The sequence below is a fragment of the Bacteroides faecis genome, assembly GCF_020091505.1.
Classification (GTDB): Bacteria; Bacteroidota; Bacteroidia; order Bacteroidales; family Bacteroidaceae; genus Bacteroides; species Bacteroides faecis.
In genome coordinates this window covers 2,833,318-2,854,983 of record NZ_CP081916.1, presented here as the reverse complement: position 1 = coordinate 2,854,983, position 21,666 = coordinate 2,833,318, and the positions used below count along the sequence as shown (strand labels likewise).

Below are 21,666 nucleotides of genomic sequence, written 5' to 3'. Positions count from 1 at the left end.
ATATTTATAGGACTAACCGTTTTTTAAGAAAAAGACAGAAGAAACAAAAGAACAGAAGAAATAAGAACAGAAAAACAAGAACTAAAGAAAGAAACAAACAAAGAAAAGAAAGGAGACCGAACCTATGATGTTGAACGTTGATTTTATGTTAAGATTACTGGTCGCAGGAATACTGGGAGCCATCATCGGACTGGACCGTGAATACCGTGCCAAGGAAGCCGGATACCGCACTCACTTCCTCGTATCATTGGGCAGTGCCCTGATTATGATTGTTTCGCAGTACGGATTTCAGGAGATCATCAAAGAAAACAGTGTGACACTCGACCCCAGTCGTGTAGCGGCACAAGTAGTAAGCGGCATCGGATTTATCGGTGCGGGAACCATTATTCTACAGAAACAAATCGTCCGCGGACTGACTACAGCCGCCGGTATATGGGCCACAGCCGGCATCGGTCTGGCAGTCGGCGCAGGAATGTACGCCATCGGCATAGCCACTACCGTGCTGACTCTGATCGGACTGGAACTACTCAGCTATATCTTCAAAAGCGTAGGCATGAAAAGCTCAATGATCGCATTCTCTACCAACAACAAAGATACTTTAAAGCAGATAGCAGACAGATTCAATTCAAAAGATTATATGATTGTCTCTTACGAAATGCAAACACTACATCCGGGTGAAATGGAATCCTATCAGGTCACAATGGTCATCAAATCGAAACGGAACAATGATGAAGGACATCTGCTTTCGTTGATGCAGAACTTTCCGGATGTAACGGTGCAGCGGATAGAATGAAGAAATTCATCATTTCTCATTTCCCTGCTTTTCCGTCAAATACTTCCAGTAGCGAACAGGCATATCCTTTTTATGCTTTCTCGGATTCATACGTTCCTTGATGCAGATAGCCTTGAAATACGTTTTCCAGAGTTTCTGAAAGATCTTCTCGTTCTCATCCATCAGACTCTCGTCCAGCATGCCCGTAATCAAATGAGCGGCCTTGCTGTCGTCATCAAAAGAGATCGTAGTCACTTCCTGCAAATCATAGTAAAAGCCATAACGTCGCTTCATATCATAGACAATCCACTTCTGATCGGCAAAGCGGTCCTTGAAGTGCTGGATAGTCAGTGGTAAGGCATTGTACTGCGGTTCAAAGGCAGCAAAGAAAGTACCGTCCGCCGCTTTCTGAAAACGTACGAACTGCATCAGATGCACCCGTTCGCCATCCACCTTCTTCCAAATCTGAGCAAGCTGAAGTACATCCGGATCACCGAAGTTAGTCTCGATAGAGCGAGGAGCGTCGATCGCCTTACGGATATAACGAAAAATAAGCATCCCTATATCCGGCAATTCCGACAACCAGCTCTGGGTGAGGCAGCCGAGCGCGGAAGCGGAAACCTTCTTCTGCAAACCACGCCACACACGGGCGGCTTTCTCTTCGTCGGTGACCACCGTATGCAGCTCATCGTAAAACAAAGGCAACGCATCCCCTTCCGACAACAGGAAATCGGGAAAGGTCTTACGAAAATAAGCGTCGAAGACAGCAGTCAGCAACCCGTCAAAGGTTTTATCGTAGATATAAACATTCATTATCTCCCGGTTTTACAATATATTCCAGACATCTTCTTTATTTCTATTCTCCGAAATCCAGTACCAGCTGCCGGTCGTCCACCCTCTTCTTCGGCTTCGGGAGCAGCAGGCTGCGTACCCGCTGCGGAGAAAGCTCGTTCACCGTCTGCATCTGCAAAGGCAGTTCCCTGCACGTAATGAAGTACTGCGCTTTTTTCATCACTACGCCTATCTTCTTCAATTCATAAAAGCCCAGACGGGAAAAACGGCGGGATGCCACAATCAGCTTAGCCGACTTCACCCCGATACCCGGCACACGGAGCAACAGTTCATAATCTGCCTTATTGATATCGACCGGAAACTGCTCCGGATGACGCAAAGCCCATGAGAGTTTCGGATCTATCTCCAGGTCGAGATCGGGATAAGCGTCATCCACTATCTCGTCCACTTTAAACTGATAGAAGCGCAGCAGCCAGTCCGCCTGATAGAGACGGTTCTCGCGTACCAGAGGCGGTTGTTTCAGTGCGGGCAGCCGCGTATCGTATGTGTTCACGGAGACATATCCGGAATAGTAAACACGCTTCATCGTCGGTCGCCCATAGAGAGCCGACGAAAGGAAAAGAATATCTTTATCCGACTCGGAGGTAGCTCCTACAATCATCTGCGTGCTCTGTCCCGCAGGGGCAAAGCGCGGAGCGTGGCGAAACTTCTGCCGTTCTTCTTTGCTTTCGAGCACTCCTTGCTGAATATACTTCATCGGGGCGAACACACTCTTATGGTCCTTTTCGGGAGCGAGCAGTTTGAGGTTTTCCTCTTTGGGTATTTCTACGTTGACGCTGAGACGGTCGGCATACAGACCGGCTTCATTCACCAGTTCCCGGCTCGCTCCGGGAATGCTTTTCAGATGGATATATCCGTTGAAGCGGTGCACTTGACGCAGATCTTTCGCCACGCGTACCAGCCGTTCCATTGTATAGTCGGGACTACGGACCACACCGGAACTGAGAAACAAGCCTTCGATATAGTTTCGCCGGTAAAATTCAATTGTCAGTTCCACCAGTTCGGACACAGACAGGGTGGCGCGGGGAAGATCATTGCTGCGCCGGTTGATGCAGTAGGCACAGTCGTAAATACAATAATTGGTCAGCATGACTTTGAGCAGGGAGATGCACCGTCCGTCTTCGGCAAAACTGTGGCAGATTCCCCATCCTCCTACGGTATTGCCCAGCATGCCCGGTTTGTTGGAGCGCACTGTACCGCTGGATGCACAGGATACATCGTACTTGGCGGATTCTGCCAGAATCTTTAGTTTAGCGAGGACATTTTCGTTCATGGACCCAATCTGATTAGAGTCGCAAATATACGATTTTAATCGGAATGCTTGGGTGATAATGAACCAAATCACACGCATTTTGTTCTTTATAAACAAAACAATCAGTCTCTCTATATATAAAAAAGAGGATGCCCGTGGGAAAATGTGAGGGGCATCCTCTGCAAAGAACAGAAGGCGGAAAAAAAGACTTTCACAAGCATCGTTTTCCATCTGTTCACGTGGGGTTTTTCTTCACATTTAAGTGAAAAAAAGGGTTCATTACAGAAGTCCGGGCTTTCACAAGCACGGGCTTCCTCTTTTTACTCATCATGCAGGGTACCTCATCTTATTATTAATAGAATAGAGGAATAGGGAAAACCCCGCACGAGAAGTGGGAAAATATTATTCCGCAATACAGATACTTACCCGGTTTTCTTCCGGCACGCGGTAAGGCTGTACAGTATCTCCTTTAAAGTCCGTTACGATTCTGCTTGCTGCGATGCCTTTGGCTTTCAGTGCGTCGGCAACGTTCTTCGCACGTTTCTCGGATAAGGCCAGGTTGATTCTCGGATTACCGGTTTCTTTGTCGGCATATCCGGTGATGGCAACTTTGCTGTTCGGATACTTTTCCATGTATGCCACCATCGCGTCAATCTTCGACAACTGGTCATTCTGAATTTTCGCAGAATTTAAAGCAAAGAAAATATTTTGTTTCATCGGTTCCACTACTACTGCCGGTTCCGGTTTCGGCTGTGGCTTTTCTACCACAGGCTGAGGTTTCGGTTGCTCCACTACCGGTTCCGGTTCATAGTATACCGGGGCTGTTTTCTTATAGCTCTTGCCTAATTTGATATTCAGACCAACCAGAACATTGAACTGCCAGTCACAGTTGCCTGCCTTTTTGGAATTGAATTTGTCGGAAAGAGCATTTGCATTTCCTTCAATATTGATAGCCAGCCGGTCATTGAGGCGCAGGTCGCATCCCAGTCCAAAGCGTCCGGCTACAAGGTTTTGTTTGTCTTGCCACAGATACTCCAGTTCGTGAGATCTTGTGTCCAGTGCATTTGCTTCGTCGTTATCGAAAGCATGATTCAATCCTACGCCGCCAAAAATATATCCGTTGAATACACGTTTCGGATTAAAACCACAAAATAAAGTACTGAGGTCTGCCATAAGGTCCAGATTGCCTTGCAGATATTTGTATTGATAGGTTTGAGAAGGAGTGACCCATCCTGCCTTTGCCTGCCAACCGCTTACGCCTAAACGGGCTCCAAATGCGGGTGCAAACTTATACCCTACATTGACGGCTGCTGCCGGAGAGATCAGATCGGTAAAATCGGCTTCGCCTACTGTGTGAGCAGCTCCCGCCTGTACTTGCATAAACCAATGAGGTTTGAACACTGTCTTACCTTCTTCCTTGATTCGCTGTTCCTGAGCGAACGCCATAGTACTACTGACAGTAAGCAGAGATAATAATAGCAAATTTCTTATTTTCATAATATTTTTATTTTAAGTCTTATGAAAAACTTTGTGAAAAAGGGGGGCCCTTCTGTAGAGCCCCCTTTTAGATTTATTCTGTCTAAGAATCATTTCAAAGACATTTACACATTATCAACTGTTACTTAACAGGTTTCACCAAAATAGTCAACTGAGAAGTAGCAGTACCCCAACCGTAATTTACAGTAGCAGGGATGAAGATCTTATATTCAGATCCTACCGGTGAATTAACATTCACATACTTAACAGTATTACCTTCCTGAACCAAAGTAGCACCGTTAGGCAACTTACCATTAGCCAAATTGGTAGTAGCTTTCGTTACATCCAATTTAACTTCACCGAATGGGCCATAGAAGTACCAGTATTGTCCAGCAACCCATTGATCAGTTGTTTCTGTGTAAGTAGTCCATACATAGCATCCGCATCCAGCAGTTTCTCCATCAACTGATCCGTTGAAGTTAGGATAGTCAGAATGTTCATGTTTAACTTCTTCCCAAGTACCATCAATCCATTCGTACTTAGCCGGAGTATACTCGATACCTGCTACGTAAGTGTATTCAACGAGTTGACCTTCTAAGATAACTCTATTGGTGTATTCAGTTTTTCCAATCTGATCTACTTTAGCAAAAGGATGAATTTCCCAACCCTTAGCGCGAAGTTGAGCTTCAATAGCCTTATCAGCATCAGCTTGCGTTTCTGCTTCAGCAGTGAAAGTAGCTCTATCTTCTTCAACCCACTCATACTTCATGAAACCAACTTTCTTATATTTAAGATAGCTATATGTTGCAGTTGCAGTATACATAGTTACAGGCTTAACAGCTGTGAAAGAAACTTTCTTAGTTATCACATTCAACTTAGCTTCTTGTGTCTGTACATAGTGGCCGTCAACATATTCATACTTCGGAGTATACTTGAAGTCCCAATAAGATACACTTCCTGTAACAGATTCCTGATAAGGAGCAGTAATCGCTTCACCTCTCCAGTCTGTCAATAATTTATTATGCTGGAAGTTAGCGATATCACCACCAGTCTTAGCATCCTGCAAAGAAATTTCACCTGGCATATTCAGATTAACAGGACGGATAAAGTTAACCACGAAGCTATGTTGTGAAAGCTCATCACCGCTCTCCAATTTATAAACATGTTTAACTACAGCCTGCAGACCACCTTCGCTATTCAATGCTTTCTTAACCGCATCATCATTCTTATCCAAAGAGATTACAGTTCCATTGATCTTAACACCTGACAATACAGTCGTAGTAGCCTTACCATTAGATCTAGTTTCGATTATCTCATAGTAATCTTCAACACATTTAGGAAGTCCGGTTACTGTATGTTCTGTATAAGCTGCTTCCAGATCTTGATTGAACTGGCAGTTTTCAGGATCTTCATCATTATCAGTCGGAACTGTTACATTCACATCAAAATCATCAGCTGAAGTACCGGCCAAGGTCCAATAAGTATCATTCTTAACCAGTTTTTCTTCAAATGTCGGCAACTTCACATCAATTGTGAATTGGAATGTTACAGCAGCAGGATATTCAGAAGAAGCCAGTTTGTTCTTCACTGTAATGCTTGCTACGAAAGTAGAAGTAGAACCAATCTTACCAAGTTCACCATGTTTGAATGACCAAACAATCTTCTTAGTTGCAACTCCGGCTGAAGTAGGACCGTCTACGATGCTAGGAGCTGACATTCCATAAGCACTACCGTTCTTCGTTACAGCAGTTGTAGCAGTAGAAGCGTCATACAGATTCCAGAATTCTTCGTGGCTCATACCAACTTCACCAAGACTGTTTGCAATCTTACGGTACAGGTTCTCACGAATGTATTCTTCGTTCATTTCATAAGTAGCAGCAGTTGTTGAGCACTCGTAAGTCAATGTTCCCAAAGTCATAGGCAGAGTCATATCATCACTCTTAGTAACTCCGATTTCTACTTTCACGAAACCACGACGTACTACATTACCGTCAGCATCAACCAGTTCAACTTTCAAGATCGGAGTACGACCGATAGCTTCTTTGCTGAAATCTTCTGCCTGATACAAACCAGCTTCAGCATCATTACATTTGATCCATTTCTGCTGGTCAGTAGTAGTAGCACCTGTTTCAATCTCATATTTAGAACTTGCTACAGCAAATCTATATGATAAGCTGTAGTCCTCGATCGGGAATTTACGGTGAATATTAGTTTCTTCATTGTCACCGAAACAAGTTGCAACCAAGTCTTTCAAGTTGAATACTTCGTTGTAATACATCTTGTATCGAGGTTCTTCTAGTTTACAAGCATCAAATGTTGTTGCGTAATGAGCATCAGCTCCCCATTCTGTTAAAGTAGCATCATCGGCAATACGTACATCTGATGCATCCAATATATCATCGTAGATAGATACGTATGGAGAAGTTACCACTGCACCTGTTTCGTCTTTATCAACAGCTTCACCTTTCAATGTAGCCTGCAAAGCGATCATATTCACATCGCTCTTTTCCGGCTGAGTTGAGTGAGCGTTCAGACGAAGCAGTTTGAAGTCAACTGTACCCTTTTCAGCATTAGCAACCGGTTCGCCACTGATTTCAACCCATTTGCTGGCAGCAGCACGAGTGTTGATCACTGTAACAGTGCGATCAATGTAGCTATAGTCAGCGTTAGCCAACTTGAAGCTAGCCGGATTGAAGTGGTAGCTGGCAGTTGCCAAAGCAGCTGTAGAGAATTTATAAGTAGTAGGGATTTCTGCATTTTCACTCTTGTCCATCGCACCATACTTCAACGAGCTGAACTTAATAGCTTCAACACCGTCTACAATATAATCAGGAGCAAATGTGATGCTTGACAAACGAGCTACAACCAATATGTGCAATTGATCCAAGTCAGGTTTGATTTCTTCTCTGATTTGTTTCTGAATTTCAGCAATAGCCGGTTTGATATTGTCCTTGATATCATTTTTAATATCAGTCAACTGATTATTGATACGTTCTTCCAGATTAGCCATATCTGTAGCAGTCTGGTTCTTCAGATTTGTAATAGCTTCTGCATTACCGTTAATCAGTTCTTTCAGTCCGCCTTCACCGTTGATTTCATTCCACAGTTTCTCAATTTCTGTTTGAGCAGTGGCGATATCTTCTACGGCTTTCTTTATAGCTTCAGCATTAGCAGTGTAATCAAGACAAGCTTCTTTATATTCTTCTAATGTAGCCGACTGAATTTTCAAGTTTTCATATGCCGCCATCAAAGTTGCAATAGCCTGCTTCGCATCGCGCATGTCTTCGGCCACCTGATCCGGATCCAGATTGTTCAATCTTTCTTCGATACCCTCAATTTTACCTGCAATTGCAGTTTGGGCTGCTTCAAAAACTTCCCTGTCAACTTTTCCGTCGATAGACTCTTGCAACAGTACCTTCAACGCTTCCACCTGCTTTTTAGCTTCTTCTATTGCTTCAGCTTTAGCATTAGCAGCAGCCTCCTGAGCGGCAGCAGCATCAGCTTTCGCCTGAGCAGCATCAGCAGCAGCCTGGTCACCGGCAGCCTTAGCAGCTTCAGCTTCAGCCTTAGCAGCATCAGCAGCTTCTTTGGCGGCATCGGCAGCCGTTTGTGCAGCCTTAGCAGCAGCATCTAACGTAGCCAGCTGTTTTTCAAGAGCTGTAACGGAGCTTTGATTTCCGTCAATTTGTTCTTGTAGCCCCTTGATGTCGTCATCATAGTCTTTACAAGAAGTAAATGTACCCGCTGAAGCCGCTAATAGCGCTCCAAACAGGACGACACTTAAATACTTTTTGTTCATAATAAAAAAACTTTTAATTTATAAATTAAAAAAATAATAAAAATATAGTCTTCAAATTCTTCTTCTCAAAATTCATTTCTCATTCCTTTCATTCCTTGTGCGACCTCCTTTTCTTAATTCATTCGACCTTTATTTCCCTTATACAATACACTTAAAAGCATATTCACCATACAACTTCAGCCCGTTACTTTGTAGGTAACGGGCACACCTTTGTCCCGGCTTCCGAAAAGCCGCTTTTATGAAAAACCAAGCATTTTGATCATGAAACATTTTTACCCCTGCTTTTGAGCTACGGCAGAGGGGAGGAAATTCTTTGTATCTTAATCAAAGGTTAATAAGGCCCTGGCAAAAGAAATCCGTCGTTTTATCGTATTATTTCTCTTTTTTTAGTAGTTTATCAGAAAAAATATCTTTTTTGTTTGCATGTTTTCCAAAATATATCCATCTTTGCAACGCCATTTGGCTCCGTTACCTACAAAGTAACGGTCTAGTTATCAGCAGCCTACTCCTATAATAGATCGTTTTACAAAATTAATAATCTGATTATTAGCTTCATCAATTTTCTTACTACGGAAAGGCTTAAGATACGTCTCGGTCACCGTAATCGAGGAATGCCCCATCGCTTCAGAGATAATACCCGGATGAATCTCACAATAGTAGGCTGTCGTGGCCCATGTATGGCGGGCTGCGTACGAGCTCAACCTATCATTCAACCCCAGCATTTTGCCCAACAACATGAGTTGCTGGTTGAAGCTGCGCAAGGCCAACTGATACTCGTGATAGGCTTCCTTCGTTCCTTCACCGCTTTTCAACAGCGGGAAAAGATAAGGAGAATCGGTATCACGACTCATATACCTTTTCAACAAGATCATCGCTTCCGGTGTAAGTGTCACCGACAAAGGGCGCCCCGTCTTCCGCCTGCGGTAAGTGATCACGTTATCCCTCAAATCACTTTTACGCAGATAGGCAAGATCGACAAACGGCAAGCCGCGAAGCAAAAACATTAATATAAACAGTTCTTGTGCGCGCCGTACAGTAGTAGGTACGGCAGAAGATGAAGATAGTTTAGTAAAGACTTTCTTCATGTCTTCATCACACAGTGCCCTCTTATGGTCTGCACGCGTACCTGTATAGACGTAACGGAACAGATGAGGTGTATAAATAATCATCCGACTATTAACCGCACGGTTGTACACCGCACGGAATGTCCTTAGATAGGTAGAAACGGTATTCCAGCTACATCCTCTCCCACGAAGGTGTACCTCAAACCCTTTTAGCCACTCCGGGGTAACTTTATCAAAAGAAAAATCCCCTTTCCCACAATAAGCAATGATGGCATTGGTACTGCTACGATACACGTGCGCAGTACCAAAGTTTCCCCCCATCCGTAGCTCTTCGGCTACCTGCTTCATAAATGCTACTACTTTTAACATTGTACTAAGTATTAAAATTTACACTCTAAATATACAAATATTTTAGTAACTTGGAACCTTATATATGTATATTTTATTCATTGTTTTGACTTTCGCCGGACAGATGGATTTGATCCGGCAGAAAAGAAAAGAACAAACGAGAGAGAGGTTGAGTTCACGATACCCCTAAAAGCCCTAAACTCCCAGTCTACGAACATGCGAACAGGGACTAAAGAAAAAAATCATGAATATATCTACACAAAACAACAGGGAAAAAGAAGAATTGAAAGCTATGCTTACAGAGGTGAAATTTAAAATATATTTTTAATTACAAATATAAGAATTAACCAGAAAATAATTTAAATATTTTATTGTAACAAATATATTTTTAGTAATTTTGCAATGTCTTTACAGAATTGCACTACATATTTGTAACAATAAAATTATATTAAAATGAACTTAGAAAACGAAAACGGAGAGATTACATGGGACATCAAAGGATTCAAGGCTTTCTCCGACCTGGCGATGACATTCTTTCCGGAATACAGCAACATAGACGCGGCAAGCAAAAGAATGCGCGCAGAAATAGAAAATGACGAATCACTATTCAATGCCCTAAAACAGGCACACTATACGCACAACACCACACGTCTCAGCCCTAACCAGCAATATATACTGATATCCCTCTGGGGACCGTCTCACATTCATCTGCACTTCCGCTTCGGCACGCAAGAAACAGGGGAAGAATGAAAGGGGCAAAAAACACAGAAAAAGTGAGTCGTCCGAACAATATTAATATAGATAATTATATTTATTAATAATATATGGGCGGGTGTATGGGCGGGTCTCTTTTTTTAATGCTCATAACAGACTAGACTTCAATCAGTTGCATCCACTCAAAAACGGGCGGTTGTATGGGCGGCTTATTTTTCTGCAAATCCTCAAAATAGAGGCTCTAATTTCATCAAACAGAACCTCCATTTCTACTCAATAGAGGTTCTATTCTTAGCCAATAGAACCTCTATTTTTCCCGGCGACTTTCACCGCAACCCTCCTGCCCTCAAATACAAGTTTACACTCCATCTCCTCTTTTTGGCTTTTCCCCATACCATTCAAGTCTTCCTTCCTGTCACTCTCCCCTGTTTTCGACATAAACCGAATGCTATTCTCATTACATTCCAACATTATTTTCAACTCGTTCCGTCCAAATACGCCAGCACCGTCCATATTCGCCAAAACCGTCCATACGAACTTGACAAAAGATTCTCAATTTCGTACCTTCGGGCCGGATTTAAAGATCATTTGTCCACAACCAATAATATTAATTTAATAACGATTCAATGAAACAAATTACCGAGACATCCTTTCAACAAGGCTATTTCAAAATTCCCAGAACACTACTAAAACAACAGACAGGAAGCGGACAGCTGGAAAATATGGGAGCTTTCTTCCAAGTCCTCTCGCACGCCAACTATTCGGAAACAACCTACAACATTCACGGACTGACGATCTTTTGCCAACGTGGCGAATCACTTATCAGCAACCTGCATTGGAGTATTTTATTTGGATGGACCCGGTATAAGACCGCCCGTTTCTTCAAAAGGCTGGAACGCGAAGGCATCATCGAGATCCTCCCCCACCCGGAGAAGACTTTCCATATCCGCATCATCAACTACGACCTATGGACTGGAAGTGCACAGCCTGCCGACTCCTCTCAGAAAGAGGAAGAATCATCCAAAGCTTTCCACACCTTTTGGGACAACTACCATCAGATCATGCGGAAGCCCAAAGTCAACGTCGCCCGTGCCCGCCACGAATGGGAGAAGCTCACGAAAGAAGAATGGCAACTTGCCATCGACCGTATCGAAGATGTCTACTACCACACCAACGACACCCGCTTCATCGCCCACGCCTCCACTTACCTGAAAGACAAAGCTTTCCTGAACGAATACATAGACTAACCCCGACACCTCAAACATCATGAACCAACAAGCCACCGAACTCGAAGAAGCCATCATAGGCGCCTGCCTGATAGAGCAGGAAGCCCTGCCACTCGTCGCCGACAAACTACGTCCCGAAATGTTCTACGACAACCGTCACCAACTGATCTTCGCCTGTCTGACAGCCATGTATCAGGCCGGCAAAAAGATCGACATACTCACCGTCAAGGAAGAACTCGTCCACCGGGGCAACCTGGAAGAAGCAGGCGGCGCATTCGCCATCGCACAGCTGAGCAGCAAAGTCGCCTCTTCCGCCCACATCGAATACCATGCGCAGATCGTCCATCAGAAATACCTGGCACGCGAAGCCGTTCTCGGCTTCAACAAGCTCCTCGCCTGCGCCATGGACGAAACAATGGACATCGGCGACACACTGATAGACGCCCACAACCTCCTCGACCGGCTCGAAGGCGAATCCGGCCACCAAGACCACATGCGGGATATGGAAACACTGATGGCCGACGCCCTCAAAGAAGCCGAAGACCGCATCGCCAAAAGCGTGAACGGCGTCACCGGCATTCCCACCGGTTTGAACGAACTGGACAAGAAAACAGGCGGTCTGCAAGACGGAGAGATGGTGGTTATCGCCGCCCGTCCCTCGGTAGGAAAGACGGCCTTCGCCCTCCATCTGGCACGCAGTGCAGCATCAGCAGGAAAAGCGGTAGCCGTGTACAGCCTCGAAATGGAAGGGGAACGCCTTGCCGACCGGTGGTTACTCGCTGCCAGCAACATCAATCCATACCGGTGGCGAAACGGGCTTGCCAATCCGCAGGAAGTAGCGGAAGCACATACCACCTCCGGCGAGTTGTCGCAACTGCCCATTTACGTGGACGACAACTCCTCTGTCAGCATGGAGCACGTCCGCTCCAGCGCACGACTGCTGAAAAGCCGCAAACAATGTGACATGGTCATCATCGACTACCTGCAACTTTGCGACATGACTACCAAGCAGCTCAACCGGAATCGTGAACAGGAAGTAGCGCAAGCTACCCGAAAAGCGAAGTCGCTTGCCAAAGAGCTGCATATTCCGGTCGTACTGCTGAGCCAGTTGAACCGTGAGTCGGAGAACCGTCCCGGAGGCCGTCCGGAGCTGGCACACTTACGTGAGAGCGGGGCTATCGAGCAAGATGCGGATGTCGTAATGCTGCTCTACCGTCCGGCACAGCAGCGCATCACCATCGACAAGGAAAGCGGGTATCCGACAGAAGGATTGGGAGTGGTCATCGTAGCCAAACAACGCAACGGGGAGACAGGAAACGTCTACTTCGGGCACAACCAGTCTATGACAAAAATATATGATTACATTCCGCCATTGGAATATATGATGAAACATGCCAGATAGGGAGATATCAAGTTATATATATTATTACATTTTATAGTATAAATACCGGCTCTTTTCTTTTCTATTTTATTTTATATATTAGGGGAAAATAAAGTGCTATTTACTTGACTTCGCCTCTCAGATTTCGTATCTTTGTATTGTTAGAAAAAAGCATCACATAAGTATTAACCAAACCTTAACTTTTTAGAAATTATGAATGTATTAGTAGAACGCTATCAACGCAGAAAGTATGTAAATCAGGAAAATGCTCCCATGTTGTATTACATCCGTCAGAAGTCGGGCAATGTGAGGGTGATGGACATCGACACGATGGCTACCGCTATCGAAAGCAAGTCGGCACTGACCGCCGGAGATGTGAAGCATACCATCGAGGCTTTTGTGGAACAACTGCGGGCATCGCTCACACAAGGCGACAAAGTGAAAATTGACGGACTGGGTACGTTCCACATCACGCTGACCAGTGACGGTACGGAGCTGATGAAGGAGTGTACGGTACGCAGCATTCGCCGTGTCAATGTGCGGTTCGTTGCGGACAAGGCGCTGAAGCTGATGAACGCAAGTCACACCAGTACCCGAAGCGAGAATAATGTGGATTTCGTGCTGGGTGGTAAGAGTGACGAAGACGGAGGCGGAAACGGCGGCAATGGTGGAAACGGCGGTTCGGGCGGCAACACTCCCGGAGGGGATGATGGAGACGAGGCACCGGACCCGACAGTTTAAGACTGTAAACTACACATGGCGGGGAGATTTCAGCCCCGCCATGTTTTTTTCACTAATATGATTGATTACTCTACCCGATTCTATTTTCTTTATTCACCAATGATTCAATAAATATATGTTAGACAAAATACTTGATATTATTATGACGATTCTCCCTTTCTTCGGAGGTCGCAAGAAACGCCAGCAAATGGCGCAGGAAGTGAAAGAGTTCAGCGAACTTGTGAAGGAACAATACGGCTTCCTGATGGCACAGCTCGAAAAGGTATTGAAAGATTACTTCGACCTGAGCGACCGGGTGAAGGAGATGCATGCGGAGATATTTTCCTTGAAAGGCAGGTTGTCGGAAGCGATGGCATTGCAGTGCGTCAACAAGGAGTGTATCCAACGCAAAAACAGTACGGACGCATGAGGACAATCAATCTAATTGTCGTCCACTGCTCCGCCACCCGGGAGGACAAGAGCTTCACCGAGCATGACTTGGAGACGTGTCACCGCCGTCGCGGATTCAACGGAACGGGGTATCATTTTTATATCCGCAGAAACGGTGATATCAAATCTACCCGCCCTATCGGACGTATCGGTGCTCACGCACGAGGTTTCAACAAGGAGAGTATAGGGATCTGCTATGAAGGTGGGTTGGACTGTCGGGGAGTGCCCAAAGATACGCGTACTTCGTGGCAGAAACATTCGCTACGGGTGCTTATCCTCACATTGCTGAAAGATTTTCCCGGTTGCCGCATTTGCGGGCATCGTGATCTCAGTCCCGATCTCAACGGGAACGGTGAGATAGAGCCGGAAGAATGGATCAAGGCGTGTCCTTGCTTTGAGGCAAGTAAGGAGTGGAACCGGGAGTAAATAAAAGAATTCCCCTTATCTCTCGCCTGTCCGGTTGTGAGATAAGGGGAATTTTCTTTTTTCTGATATCTTAGTAGACTTCCAAATCTTATTTCTTAGAAGCTTCCAAAGATGCTTTACGGAATTCTTTCATTGCTTTTTCGATTTCCAAAGAAGCTTTACGAGCGCGAGTTCCTGCTGCTTTGTTACCGTTTTCAATCTGAGCGTTAGCATCTTTTGCGAAGTCAGCATACAGAGCTGCTACTTTTTCTACCAATTCTTTCATAATCCTTTTATTTTTTTCGTTAATAATGTGCCGCAAAAATACACTGTTTCCCGAAATAAACGCATAAAAACGATATTTTTTTTGAATTTATCTGCGAAAATAAACTAAAAAAAGGGCTTTTCGCCATTTTTCCCTACCTTTGTAGCCATGAAAACGCTTACAGATACGGATTATATACATAGTTTGATAGCTGAAGGAGAGCATCAGCAACAGGACTTCAAATTTGAAATTTCAGACGCACGGAAAATCGCAAAAAGCCTCTCGGCATTTGCCAATACCGACGGAGGGCGGTTATTGATAGGCGTTAAAGACAACGGACGGATAGCCGGAGTACGATCTGAAGAAGAAAAATATATGATAGAAGCCGCTGCACAACTTTATTGTATTCCGGAAGTTGAATATACTTTACAGACATTTATCGTGGAAGGCAAGCAGGTACTGGTGGCCACCATCGAAGAAAGCCCGCACAAGCCTGTGTATGCAAAAGATGAAAACGGGAAACCTCTCGCCTATCTCCGCATCAAGGACGAGAATATCCTGGCGACGCCTATTCATCTGCGTGTATGGCAGCAAAGTGACAGTCCACGGGGAGAACTGATCCGATACACGGAACGGGAACAGCTCCTGCTCGACCTGCTGGAACAGGGTACTTTGCTTTCTCTCAACCGTTATTGTCGCCAGACCGGACTTTCCCGACGGGCAGCCGAACATCTGCTCGCCAAATTTGTTCGTTATGAAATAGTAGAGCCTGTATTCGAAAATCATAAATTCTATTTTCGGATAAAAAGCGAATAATGCAAGAGTTATCATTTTAGAAATGAACTAAATTATAAATTGAGGATTAGGCACGGATTACACGGATTAACACGGTTATTTTACGTAATCATAGCACTAAAACCGTGTTAATCCGTGTAATCCGTGCCTAAATATATTCTTTTCCATACAAATATGAACTTTATCAACGAGATTAACGATATTCTCTGGACTTATATCCTGATTATCATGTTGCTAGGCTGCGCAATCTGGTTCAGCGTGCGGACAAGATTCGTACAGTTCCGCATGATTCGCGAAATGATTGTATTGCTCAGCGAATCTGCCGGAAAAGGAAAGCACGGAGAAAAGCATGTGTCTTCTTTTCAAGCGTTTGCCATCTCCATTGCCAGCCGCGTAGGTACGGGAAACTTGGCAGGGGTTGCCACCGCCATCGCTATCGGAGGACCGGGAGCCGTTTTCTGGATGTGGGTCATTGCCCTGCTGGGAGCTTCAAGCGCATTCATCGAATCTACACTGGCGCAGCTGTATAAAATACGCGGAAAGGATTCTTTCGTCGGAGGCCCTGCCTATTATATGAAGAAGGGATTGAAACAGCCTTGGATGGGGATGCTCTTCGCCGTACTTATCAGTATTACGTTCGGTTTTGCCTTTAACTCGGTACAAAGCAATACAATCTGTGCCGCTGCCGAACATGCTTTTGGTTTCGACCATACGGTGTTGGGAGGGATACTTACCGCACTGACTCTTCTCATCATCTTCGGAGGAATTCGCCGCATTGCCCGGGTAAGCAGTATTATCGTACCGATTATGGCATTGGGATACGTAGGACTGGCATTGGTCATCGTATTACTCAATATTACTCAGTTGCCGGGAGTCATCTCACTGATCGTAAGCCACGCTTTCGGCTGGGAACAGGCATTGGGAGGAGGAGTCGGAATGGCACTGATGCAAGGCATCAAGCGGGGACTTTTCAGCAATGAGGCGGGTATGGGATCGGCACCGAACGCAGCGGCAACGGCAAACGTCACTCATCCTGTGAAGCAGGGGCTGATACAAACGCTGGCTGTATTCACCGATACACTACTGATTTGTACTTGCACGGCGTTTATCATTCTTTTTAGCGGTGCTCCGCTGGACGGTTCTGCCAACGGTGTTCAACTAACTCAGCAGGCGCTGACCAATGAGATCGGCGCATCCGGAGGGGTATTTGTTGCCGTAGCACTGTTCTTCTTCGCATTCAGCAGTATTCTGGGGAATTATTATTATGGAGAGGCAAACATTCGCTTCATCACCGAAAAGAAATGGGTACTGCACTCCTACCGGATATTGGTAGGCGGCATGGTACTCTTTGGCTCTGTTGCGACTCTTGATATGGTATGGAGCCTGGCAGATATCACGATGGCGCTGATGGCTATCTGCAACCTGATTGCCATTCTTTTTCTCGGGAAGTACGCAGTACGGCTGCTCTCCGACTATCGCGCCCAAAAGAAAGCAGGCATCCAAAGTCCCGTTTTCAAGAAAGAGACTATGCCGGAGATCGAAAAGGACTTGGAATGTTGGTGAAAACCAACAGTTTTTACTACCTTTGCGGCAATTTAGCGGACGACTTGTTTGATAGTATCTTTCCGCAGACTCTATCTGTAATTTGTAAATCATAAAATTAGATATAGGACAATGAGCTTATTTGGTTTATTTAAAAAAAAATCCGATGAAACAAAAGTCGGCAACGTAGAAGATTTTATATCACTGACAAGGGTTTATTTCCAGTCAGTCATCGCTACCAACTTAGGTATCACTAATATCCGTTTCTTGCCGGATGTAGCAAACTTCAAACGTTTGTTCAAAATACCGACGCAAGGCGGCAAACTGGGACTGGCAGAGAAATCGGCTTCACGCAAAATGTTGATGCAGGACTACGGATTGAACGAGAGTTTCTTCAAAGAGATAGATGCTTCTGTCAAACGTAACTGCCGCACACAAAATGATATTCAGTCTTATCTGTTTATGTATCAGGGCTTCTCGAATGATTTGATGATGCTAATGGGTAACCTGATGCAATGGAAATTCCGTATGCCGTCTATCTTCAAGAAGGCTTTATACGGGATGACGCAGAAGACGGTTCACGATGTTTGCACCAAGCAGGTATGGAAGGCGGATGATGTACACAAGACAGCTGCTACCGTACGTCAATACAAGGAACGTCTGGGATATTCGGAACAATGGATGACGGATTATGTGTATAATATCGTTCTTCTGGCCAAGAAGGAACCGAAACGGAAAGAGGATGACACGGAGACGAAAAAATAAGTCGCTCGAAATGTTAGAAAGAAAAAATAAATCGTAAAGAAATACACGATTGGAAAAGCGGGGCTTTTGGGGCTTCGCTTTTTTTATTATCTTTATGTACTTTTCTCTTTTGCCTTGATGCAAAAGAAAAAGTACCAAAAAGAAAAAATCAAGGCTGCGTCTGCCCGGCTACTCAGGTCTCATTCCCGGCTAAAGGGCAGAAACTCGCTACGCTCAAACAGTCTGCCCTTCTTGACGCCGTGAATAAGACCTTCGCTTGACGCCGGGCAGACGAGGCCGGGGGGGGACCTGCGGGGCGTTGGAGGTGTTGGGGCTGCTGGTCGTTAATTTATTAGTCGATAATTTACTACACTAGTCAATAATTTGCTAGTCGATAAAAAGATAGGATGCTTATGAAACAAAAGAAAATGCTTGTACTTACTTTTTCGCAGTTGAAACAAATCTATAATCAGGAGATGCCGGAGTTGGTGAAGATGGCTGTAAAGAGTCCTACGGTGGAGGATTTTAAGGCCGGGTTGCTGATGTATCTGGATGCTTGTGAGGTAGTGAACGAGACGGCGAAGGAGGCGAGGGAGCAAATTCGACTCTTACTCCATTATGATGGACAGGATGTCCATGAACTGTCTACGGGACAGGATATGTCAGTACAGACGATTCGGTTGCTATATCAGTTTCTGACGGAAAGGTTGGAGAATATAGAGATGCCGACGGATTTGTTTATTGAATTGTTCCAGTTGTTTAAACGCTTGCAGGGGGAGACTGTTCCTTTGCCGTCGCCGCAACGTATCAAGAGCCGGAATGACCGGTGGGCTACGGGGCTGGATGAAGAGGTGCGTGAAGAACGCGATGAGAACAAGGAGCGGATGTTGCATTTGCTGATTCAGAAGATAGAGAACCGGAAGTCGAAGCCTTCGGTACGGTTCCATTTTGAGGAGGGGATGAGTTATGAGGAGAAGTATGAATTGGTGAGCAAGTGGTGGAATGATTTCCGTTTCCATTTGTCGATGGCGGTAAAGAGTCCGGCAGAGCTGAATCGTTTTTTGGGGAATTCGCTTTCGTCGGAGACGATGTATTTGCTGAATAGGGCTCGCAAAAAGGGGATGCCGTTCTTTGCTACCCCTTATTATCTGTCGTTGCTGAATATTACGGGATATGGGTACAATGATGATGCGATCCGGAGTTATATTCTTTATTCACCGCGGTTGGTGGAAACGTATGGCAATATTCGTGCATGGGAGAAGGAGGATATTGTAGAGGAAGGGAAACCTAACGCGGCAGGATGGCTTTTGCCTGACGGACATAATATTCACCGGCGTTATCCGGAAGTGGCGATCCTTATTCCTGATACGATGGGACGGGCTTGCGGAGGTCTTTGTGCGTCTTGCCAGCGTATGTATGATTTCCAGAGCGAACGGTTAAACTTTGAATTTGAAACGTTACGTCCGAAGGAAGCTTGGGACAGTAAGCTGCGACGGTTGATGACGTATTTCGAGAAAGATACGCAGTTGAGGGATATTCTTATCACTGGCGGAGATGCGTTGATGAGTCAGAATAAGACGCTCCGGAATATATTGGAGGCTGTCTACCGCATGGCAGTACGTAAACAAAGGGCGAATCTCGAACGTCCGGAAGGAGAAAAGTATGCGGAACTGCAACGGGTAAGGTTAGGTTCTCGCTTGCTGGCTTATTTGCCGATGCGTATCAATGATGAACTGATCGATATTTTACGTGAGTTTAAGGAGAAGGCTTCGGCTATTGGTGTGAAGCAGTTTATCATTCAGACGCATTTTCAGACACCGCTAGAGGTGACTCCTGAAGCCAAAGAGGCGATCCGGAAAATTCTTTCTGCCGGATGGATCATTACGAATCAGTTGGTATATACGGTGGCTGCTTCGAGAAGGGGACATACGACACGGCTTCGCCAAGTGCTTAATTCGTTGGGAGTGGTATGCTATTATACTTTCTCTGTGAAGGGATTCAATGAGAATTATGCAGTGTTTGCACCGAACAGCCGTTCGATGCAGGAACAACAGGAGGAAAAGATCTACGGTCAGATGAATCCGGAACAGGCGGAAGAGTTGTATAAGCTGCTGGAAACCAAAGTGGATACGGAAGAAAAAGAGGATGTTGCCAGACAGATAAGGCGCTTTATGAGAAAGCATCATCTGCCTTTCCTTGCTACAGACCGTAGTGTATTGAATTTACCCGCGATCGGCAAGAGCATGACTTTCCAGCTAGTCGGATTGACAGAAGAAGGAAAACGTATTCTGCGTTTCGAGCATGACAGTACCCGTCATCACAGTCCTATTATTGACCAGATGGGACAGATCTATATCGTAGAGAACAAATCATTGGCTGCCTATCTGCGCCAACTTGGCAAAATGGGGGAAGATCCGGAAGACTACGCATCCATCTGGAGCTATACAAAAGGAGAAACCGAACCTCGTTTCAGCCTTTACGAATACCCCGATTTCCCCTTCCGTATCACGAATAAAATGAGTAATTTAGGTATTAATACCTAATACCTAGCTCTTCACCCGTATTACTATATTAGCAATAATTGCAGTCAAACCTCCAGTGGTGATTCCTGAGGAGAATATACTCCGAATCGCTTCTGGAGCTTGTTTTAAAACATCCGGCATCAGTTCTACACCCAGACCTAAAGAGAGGCTGACTGCCAATACCAGAGTTTCTTTGCGTCCTATTTCCTGCGAAGAGACGATACGGATACCTGCGGCTGCTACGGTACCGAACATCAATAAGGTAGCACCACCCAATACCGGATCGGGCATCAGGGAAAAGACGGCTCCTACAATGGGGAATAATCCGAGGAGGACAAGCATGGCGGCAATATAATAACCTACATAGCGACTGGCAACTCCGGTCAATTGAATGATACCGTTATTCTGTGCGAAGATGGAGTTCGGGAAGGAGTTGAAAACACCTGCCAGGAAAGAGTTGAATCCATCTGCCATCACACCGCCGGAAATACGTTTCAGATATGAATCCCCTTCAATCGGAAGTCCGGAAATCATGGAATTGGCTGTCACATCTCCCGTAGCTTCAATGGCGGTAATCAGATAGACCAGACCGATGGCGATGAACGAAGAGATATTAAAGTCAACACCATATTTAAAGGGCTGAGGGATGTTGAAACTCATCAGCATCTCAACATTGAGCGCACTCATATTCACTTTGCCCAAAGCGAAAGCCAATCCATAGCCCAGACAGAGACCGAAGACAATGGAACTCATGCGCAGGTATTTGTTTTTGCAGCGATTGAAGAATAAGACGCTCAGCAAGACGAGTGCTGCAATAGAGAGATTTTCCCACGAGCCGAAGGAACCGTCATCCATTGCACTATATCCGCCGCCACAAGAAACAATACCGACTTTAATCAGACTCAATCCGATGAGCAGCACGACAATACCGGACACCAGCGGAGTGATAATATTGCGAAGATACTTGAAAGTACGGCTGACAACCATTTCGATGGGAGCGGCAGCTATACAGGAACCGAATATAAGGGGAAGTCCGCCTACCAATCCGGTAGCTATAATGGGCCCGATAAAAGAGAAACTGGTGCCTTGAATACAAAGTAACCTGGCCCCTATCGGACCAATTCGACGGCATTGTATAAACGTGGATACACCCGAAGCAAAAAGGGACATAGATACCAGAAAGCTTGTTTTTTCAACATCCAGTTTCAACGCACCTGCAATGATAAGAGGAGGTGTTATGATGGCTACAAAGATGGCCAGCAGATGTTGCAAGGCAGCAAACAGGGCATCTTTAAATGGAGGGCGGTCTTCTACGCCGTAGATCAAATCTGTTTTCATT

At 45.2% G+C, this 21,666-nt stretch carries 18 protein-coding genes; 11 read left to right on the top strand and 7 right to left on the bottom strand.

Going from position 1 to position 21,666, the window contains the following annotated elements:
- Nucleotides 1-124 precede the first annotated feature (124 nt).
- Nucleotides 125-793 carry an MgtC/SapB family protein gene (locus tag K6V30_RS10915; protein WP_010537055.1) on the top strand — a complete coding sequence of 223 codons (669 nt, stop codon included), beginning with the start codon at nt 125-127 and terminating at the stop codon, nt 791-793.
- Between the two features lie 9 nt (nt 794-802).
- Here K6V30_RS10915 and K6V30_RS10910 read toward each other — a convergent pair whose 3' ends face one another.
- From K6V30_RS10910 to K6V30_RS10890, 5 genes are all read right to left on the bottom strand, one after another.
- Nucleotides 803-1,585 (bottom strand): TIGR03915 family putative DNA repair protein, encoded by a 783-nt coding sequence (locus K6V30_RS10910; protein WP_022302056.1) that lies wholly within the window; start codon nt 1,583-1,585, stop codon nt 803-805.
- A 43-nt stretch (nt 1,586-1,628) separates the two neighbouring features.
- Nucleotides 1,629-2,897, bottom strand: a complete 1,269-nt coding sequence (locus K6V30_RS10905; RefSeq protein ID WP_055271265.1) for a putative DNA modification/repair radical SAM protein — start codon at nt 2,895-2,897, stop codon at nt 1,629-1,631.
- Between the two features lie 381 nt (nt 2,898-3,278).
- Nucleotides 3,279-4,373: an OmpA family protein gene (locus K6V30_RS10900; RefSeq protein WP_055271249.1), complete on the bottom strand. Its 1,095-nt coding sequence runs from the start codon at nt 4,371-4,373 to the stop codon at nt 3,279-3,281.
- 121 nt (nt 4,374-4,494) lie between these two features.
- Complete coding sequence (locus K6V30_RS10895) at nt 4,495-8,151, bottom strand: hypothetical protein (protein ID WP_010537051.1); 3,657 nt, start codon at nt 8,149-8,151, stop codon at nt 4,495-4,497.
- A 494-nt stretch (nt 8,152-8,645) separates the two neighbouring features.
- Nucleotides 8,646-9,584: a tyrosine-type recombinase/integrase gene (locus tag K6V30_RS10890; protein ID WP_022302052.1), complete on the bottom strand. Its 939-nt coding sequence runs from the start codon at nt 9,582-9,584 to the stop codon at nt 8,646-8,648.
- Between the two features lie 432 nt (nt 9,585-10,016).
- Between K6V30_RS10890 and K6V30_RS10885 the strand changes: the two genes are divergently transcribed.
- From K6V30_RS10885 to K6V30_RS10860, 6 genes are all read left to right on the top strand, one after another.
- Complete coding sequence (locus K6V30_RS10885) at nt 10,017-10,313, top strand: DUF4248 domain-containing protein (protein ID WP_010537049.1); 297 nt, start codon at nt 10,017-10,019, stop codon at nt 10,311-10,313.
- Between the two features lie 590 nt (nt 10,314-10,903).
- On the top strand, nt 10,904-11,524 hold the full coding sequence (locus K6V30_RS10880) for a hypothetical protein (RefSeq protein WP_010537047.1): 621 nt from the start codon (nt 10,904-10,906) through the stop codon (nt 11,522-11,524).
- A 19-nt stretch (nt 11,525-11,543) separates the two neighbouring features.
- Nucleotides 11,544-12,905 (top strand): replicative DNA helicase, encoded by a 1,362-nt coding sequence (gene dnaB / locus K6V30_RS10875; protein WP_022302051.1) that lies wholly within the window; start codon nt 11,544-11,546, stop codon nt 12,903-12,905.
- 192 nt (nt 12,906-13,097) lie between these two features.
- Nucleotides 13,098-13,625, top strand: coding sequence for an HU family DNA-binding protein (locus K6V30_RS10870; protein ID WP_055271252.1), 528 nt, complete (start codon nt 13,098-13,100; stop codon nt 13,623-13,625).
- 115 nt (nt 13,626-13,740) lie between these two features.
- Nucleotides 13,741-14,034 (top strand): hypothetical protein, encoded by a 294-nt coding sequence (locus K6V30_RS10865; RefSeq protein WP_010537044.1) that lies wholly within the window; start codon nt 13,741-13,743, stop codon nt 14,032-14,034.
- Nucleotides 14,031-14,480 (top strand): N-acetylmuramoyl-L-alanine amidase, encoded by a 450-nt coding sequence (locus K6V30_RS10860; protein WP_010537043.1) that lies wholly within the window; start codon nt 14,031-14,033, stop codon nt 14,478-14,480. The genes K6V30_RS10865 and K6V30_RS10860 overlap by 4 nt, the downstream gene beginning before the upstream one ends.
- A gap of 88 nt (nt 14,481-14,568) precedes the next feature.
- On the opposite strand, the gene K6V30_RS10855 is transcribed toward K6V30_RS10860, so the two are convergent.
- The gene (locus tag K6V30_RS10855; RefSeq protein WP_007750534.1) at nt 14,569-14,745 is read right to left on the bottom strand and encodes a histone H1; all 177 of its coding nucleotides are present in this window, start codon (nt 14,743-14,745) and stop codon (nt 14,569-14,571) included.
- A 147-nt stretch (nt 14,746-14,892) separates the two neighbouring features.
- On the opposite strand from K6V30_RS10855, the gene K6V30_RS10850 reads away from it, so the two are divergent.
- From K6V30_RS10850 to K6V30_RS10835, 4 genes are all read left to right on the top strand, one after another.
- Complete coding sequence (locus K6V30_RS10850) at nt 14,893-15,540, top strand: AlbA family DNA-binding domain-containing protein (RefSeq protein ID WP_029425374.1); 648 nt, start codon at nt 14,893-14,895, stop codon at nt 15,538-15,540.
- A 153-nt stretch (nt 15,541-15,693) separates the two neighbouring features.
- Entirely contained in the window at nt 15,694-17,082 is a 1,389-nt protein-coding gene (locus K6V30_RS10845; RefSeq protein WP_010537041.1) for an alanine/glycine:cation symporter family protein, read from the top strand.
- Between the two features lie 111 nt (nt 17,083-17,193).
- The gene (locus K6V30_RS10840; RefSeq protein ID WP_010537040.1) at nt 17,194-17,826 is read left to right on the top strand and encodes a hypothetical protein; all 633 of its coding nucleotides are present in this window, start codon (nt 17,194-17,196) and stop codon (nt 17,824-17,826) included.
- Between the two features lie 392 nt (nt 17,827-18,218).
- Entirely contained in the window at nt 18,219-20,348 is a 2,130-nt protein-coding gene (locus K6V30_RS10835) for a KamA family radical SAM protein (RefSeq protein ID WP_055271268.1), read from the top strand.
- A gap of 3 nt (nt 20,349-20,351) precedes the next feature.
- Here K6V30_RS10835 and K6V30_RS10830 read toward each other — a convergent pair whose 3' ends face one another.
- The gene (locus K6V30_RS10830) at nt 20,352-21,665 is read right to left on the bottom strand and encodes a nucleobase:cation symporter-2 family protein (protein ID WP_055271254.1); all 1,314 of its coding nucleotides are present in this window, start codon (nt 21,663-21,665) and stop codon (nt 20,352-20,354) included.
- Nucleotide 21,666 lies beyond the last annotated feature (1 nt).

Excerpts from the sequence above, each read along its gene's own strand:
- K6V30_RS10915 (WP_010537055.1), top strand. The coding sequence starts at position 125 with ATGATGTTGAACGTTGATTTTATGTTAAGATTACTGGTCGCAGGAATA.
- K6V30_RS10910 (WP_022302056.1), bottom strand. The coding sequence starts at position 1,585 with ATGAATGTTTATATCTACGATAAAACCTTTGACGGGTTGCTGACTGCT.
- K6V30_RS10905 (WP_055271265.1), bottom strand. The coding sequence starts at position 2,897 with ATGAACGAAAATGTCCTCGCTAAACTAAAGATTCTGGCAGAATCCGCC.
- K6V30_RS10900 (WP_055271249.1), bottom strand. The coding sequence starts at position 4,373 with ATGAAAATAAGAAATTTGCTATTATTATCTCTGCTTACTGTCAGTAGT.
- K6V30_RS10895 (WP_010537051.1), bottom strand. The coding sequence starts at position 8,151 with ATGAACAAAAAGTATTTAAGTGTCGTCCTGTTTGGAGCGCTATTAGCG.
- K6V30_RS10890 (WP_022302052.1), bottom strand. The coding sequence starts at position 9,584 with ATGTTAAAAGTAGTAGCATTTATGAAGCAGGTAGCCGAAGAGCTACGG.
- K6V30_RS10885 (WP_010537049.1), top strand. The coding sequence starts at position 10,017 with ATGAACTTAGAAAACGAAAACGGAGAGATTACATGGGACATCAAAGGA.
- K6V30_RS10880 (WP_010537047.1), top strand. The coding sequence starts at position 10,904 with ATGAAACAAATTACCGAGACATCCTTTCAACAAGGCTATTTCAAAATT.
- dnaB (WP_022302051.1), top strand. The coding sequence starts at position 11,544 with ATGAACCAACAAGCCACCGAACTCGAAGAAGCCATCATAGGCGCCTGC.
- K6V30_RS10870 (WP_055271252.1), top strand. The coding sequence starts at position 13,098 with ATGAATGTATTAGTAGAACGCTATCAACGCAGAAAGTATGTAAATCAG.
- K6V30_RS10865 (WP_010537044.1), top strand. The coding sequence starts at position 13,741 with ATGTTAGACAAAATACTTGATATTATTATGACGATTCTCCCTTTCTTC.
- K6V30_RS10860 (WP_010537043.1), top strand. The coding sequence starts at position 14,031 with ATGAGGACAATCAATCTAATTGTCGTCCACTGCTCCGCCACCCGGGAG.
- K6V30_RS10855 (WP_007750534.1), bottom strand. The coding sequence starts at position 14,745 with ATGAAAGAATTGGTAGAAAAAGTAGCAGCTCTGTATGCTGACTTCGCA.
- K6V30_RS10850 (WP_029425374.1), top strand. The coding sequence starts at position 14,893 with ATGAAAACGCTTACAGATACGGATTATATACATAGTTTGATAGCTGAA.
- K6V30_RS10845 (WP_010537041.1), top strand. The coding sequence starts at position 15,694 with ATGAACTTTATCAACGAGATTAACGATATTCTCTGGACTTATATCCTG.
- K6V30_RS10840 (WP_010537040.1), top strand. The coding sequence starts at position 17,194 with ATGAGCTTATTTGGTTTATTTAAAAAAAAATCCGATGAAACAAAAGTC.
- K6V30_RS10835 (WP_055271268.1), top strand. The coding sequence starts at position 18,219 with ATGAAACAAAAGAAAATGCTTGTACTTACTTTTTCGCAGTTGAAACAA.
- K6V30_RS10830 (WP_055271254.1), bottom strand. The coding sequence starts at position 21,665 with ATGAAAACAGATTTGATCTACGGCGTAGAAGACCGCCCTCCATTTAAA.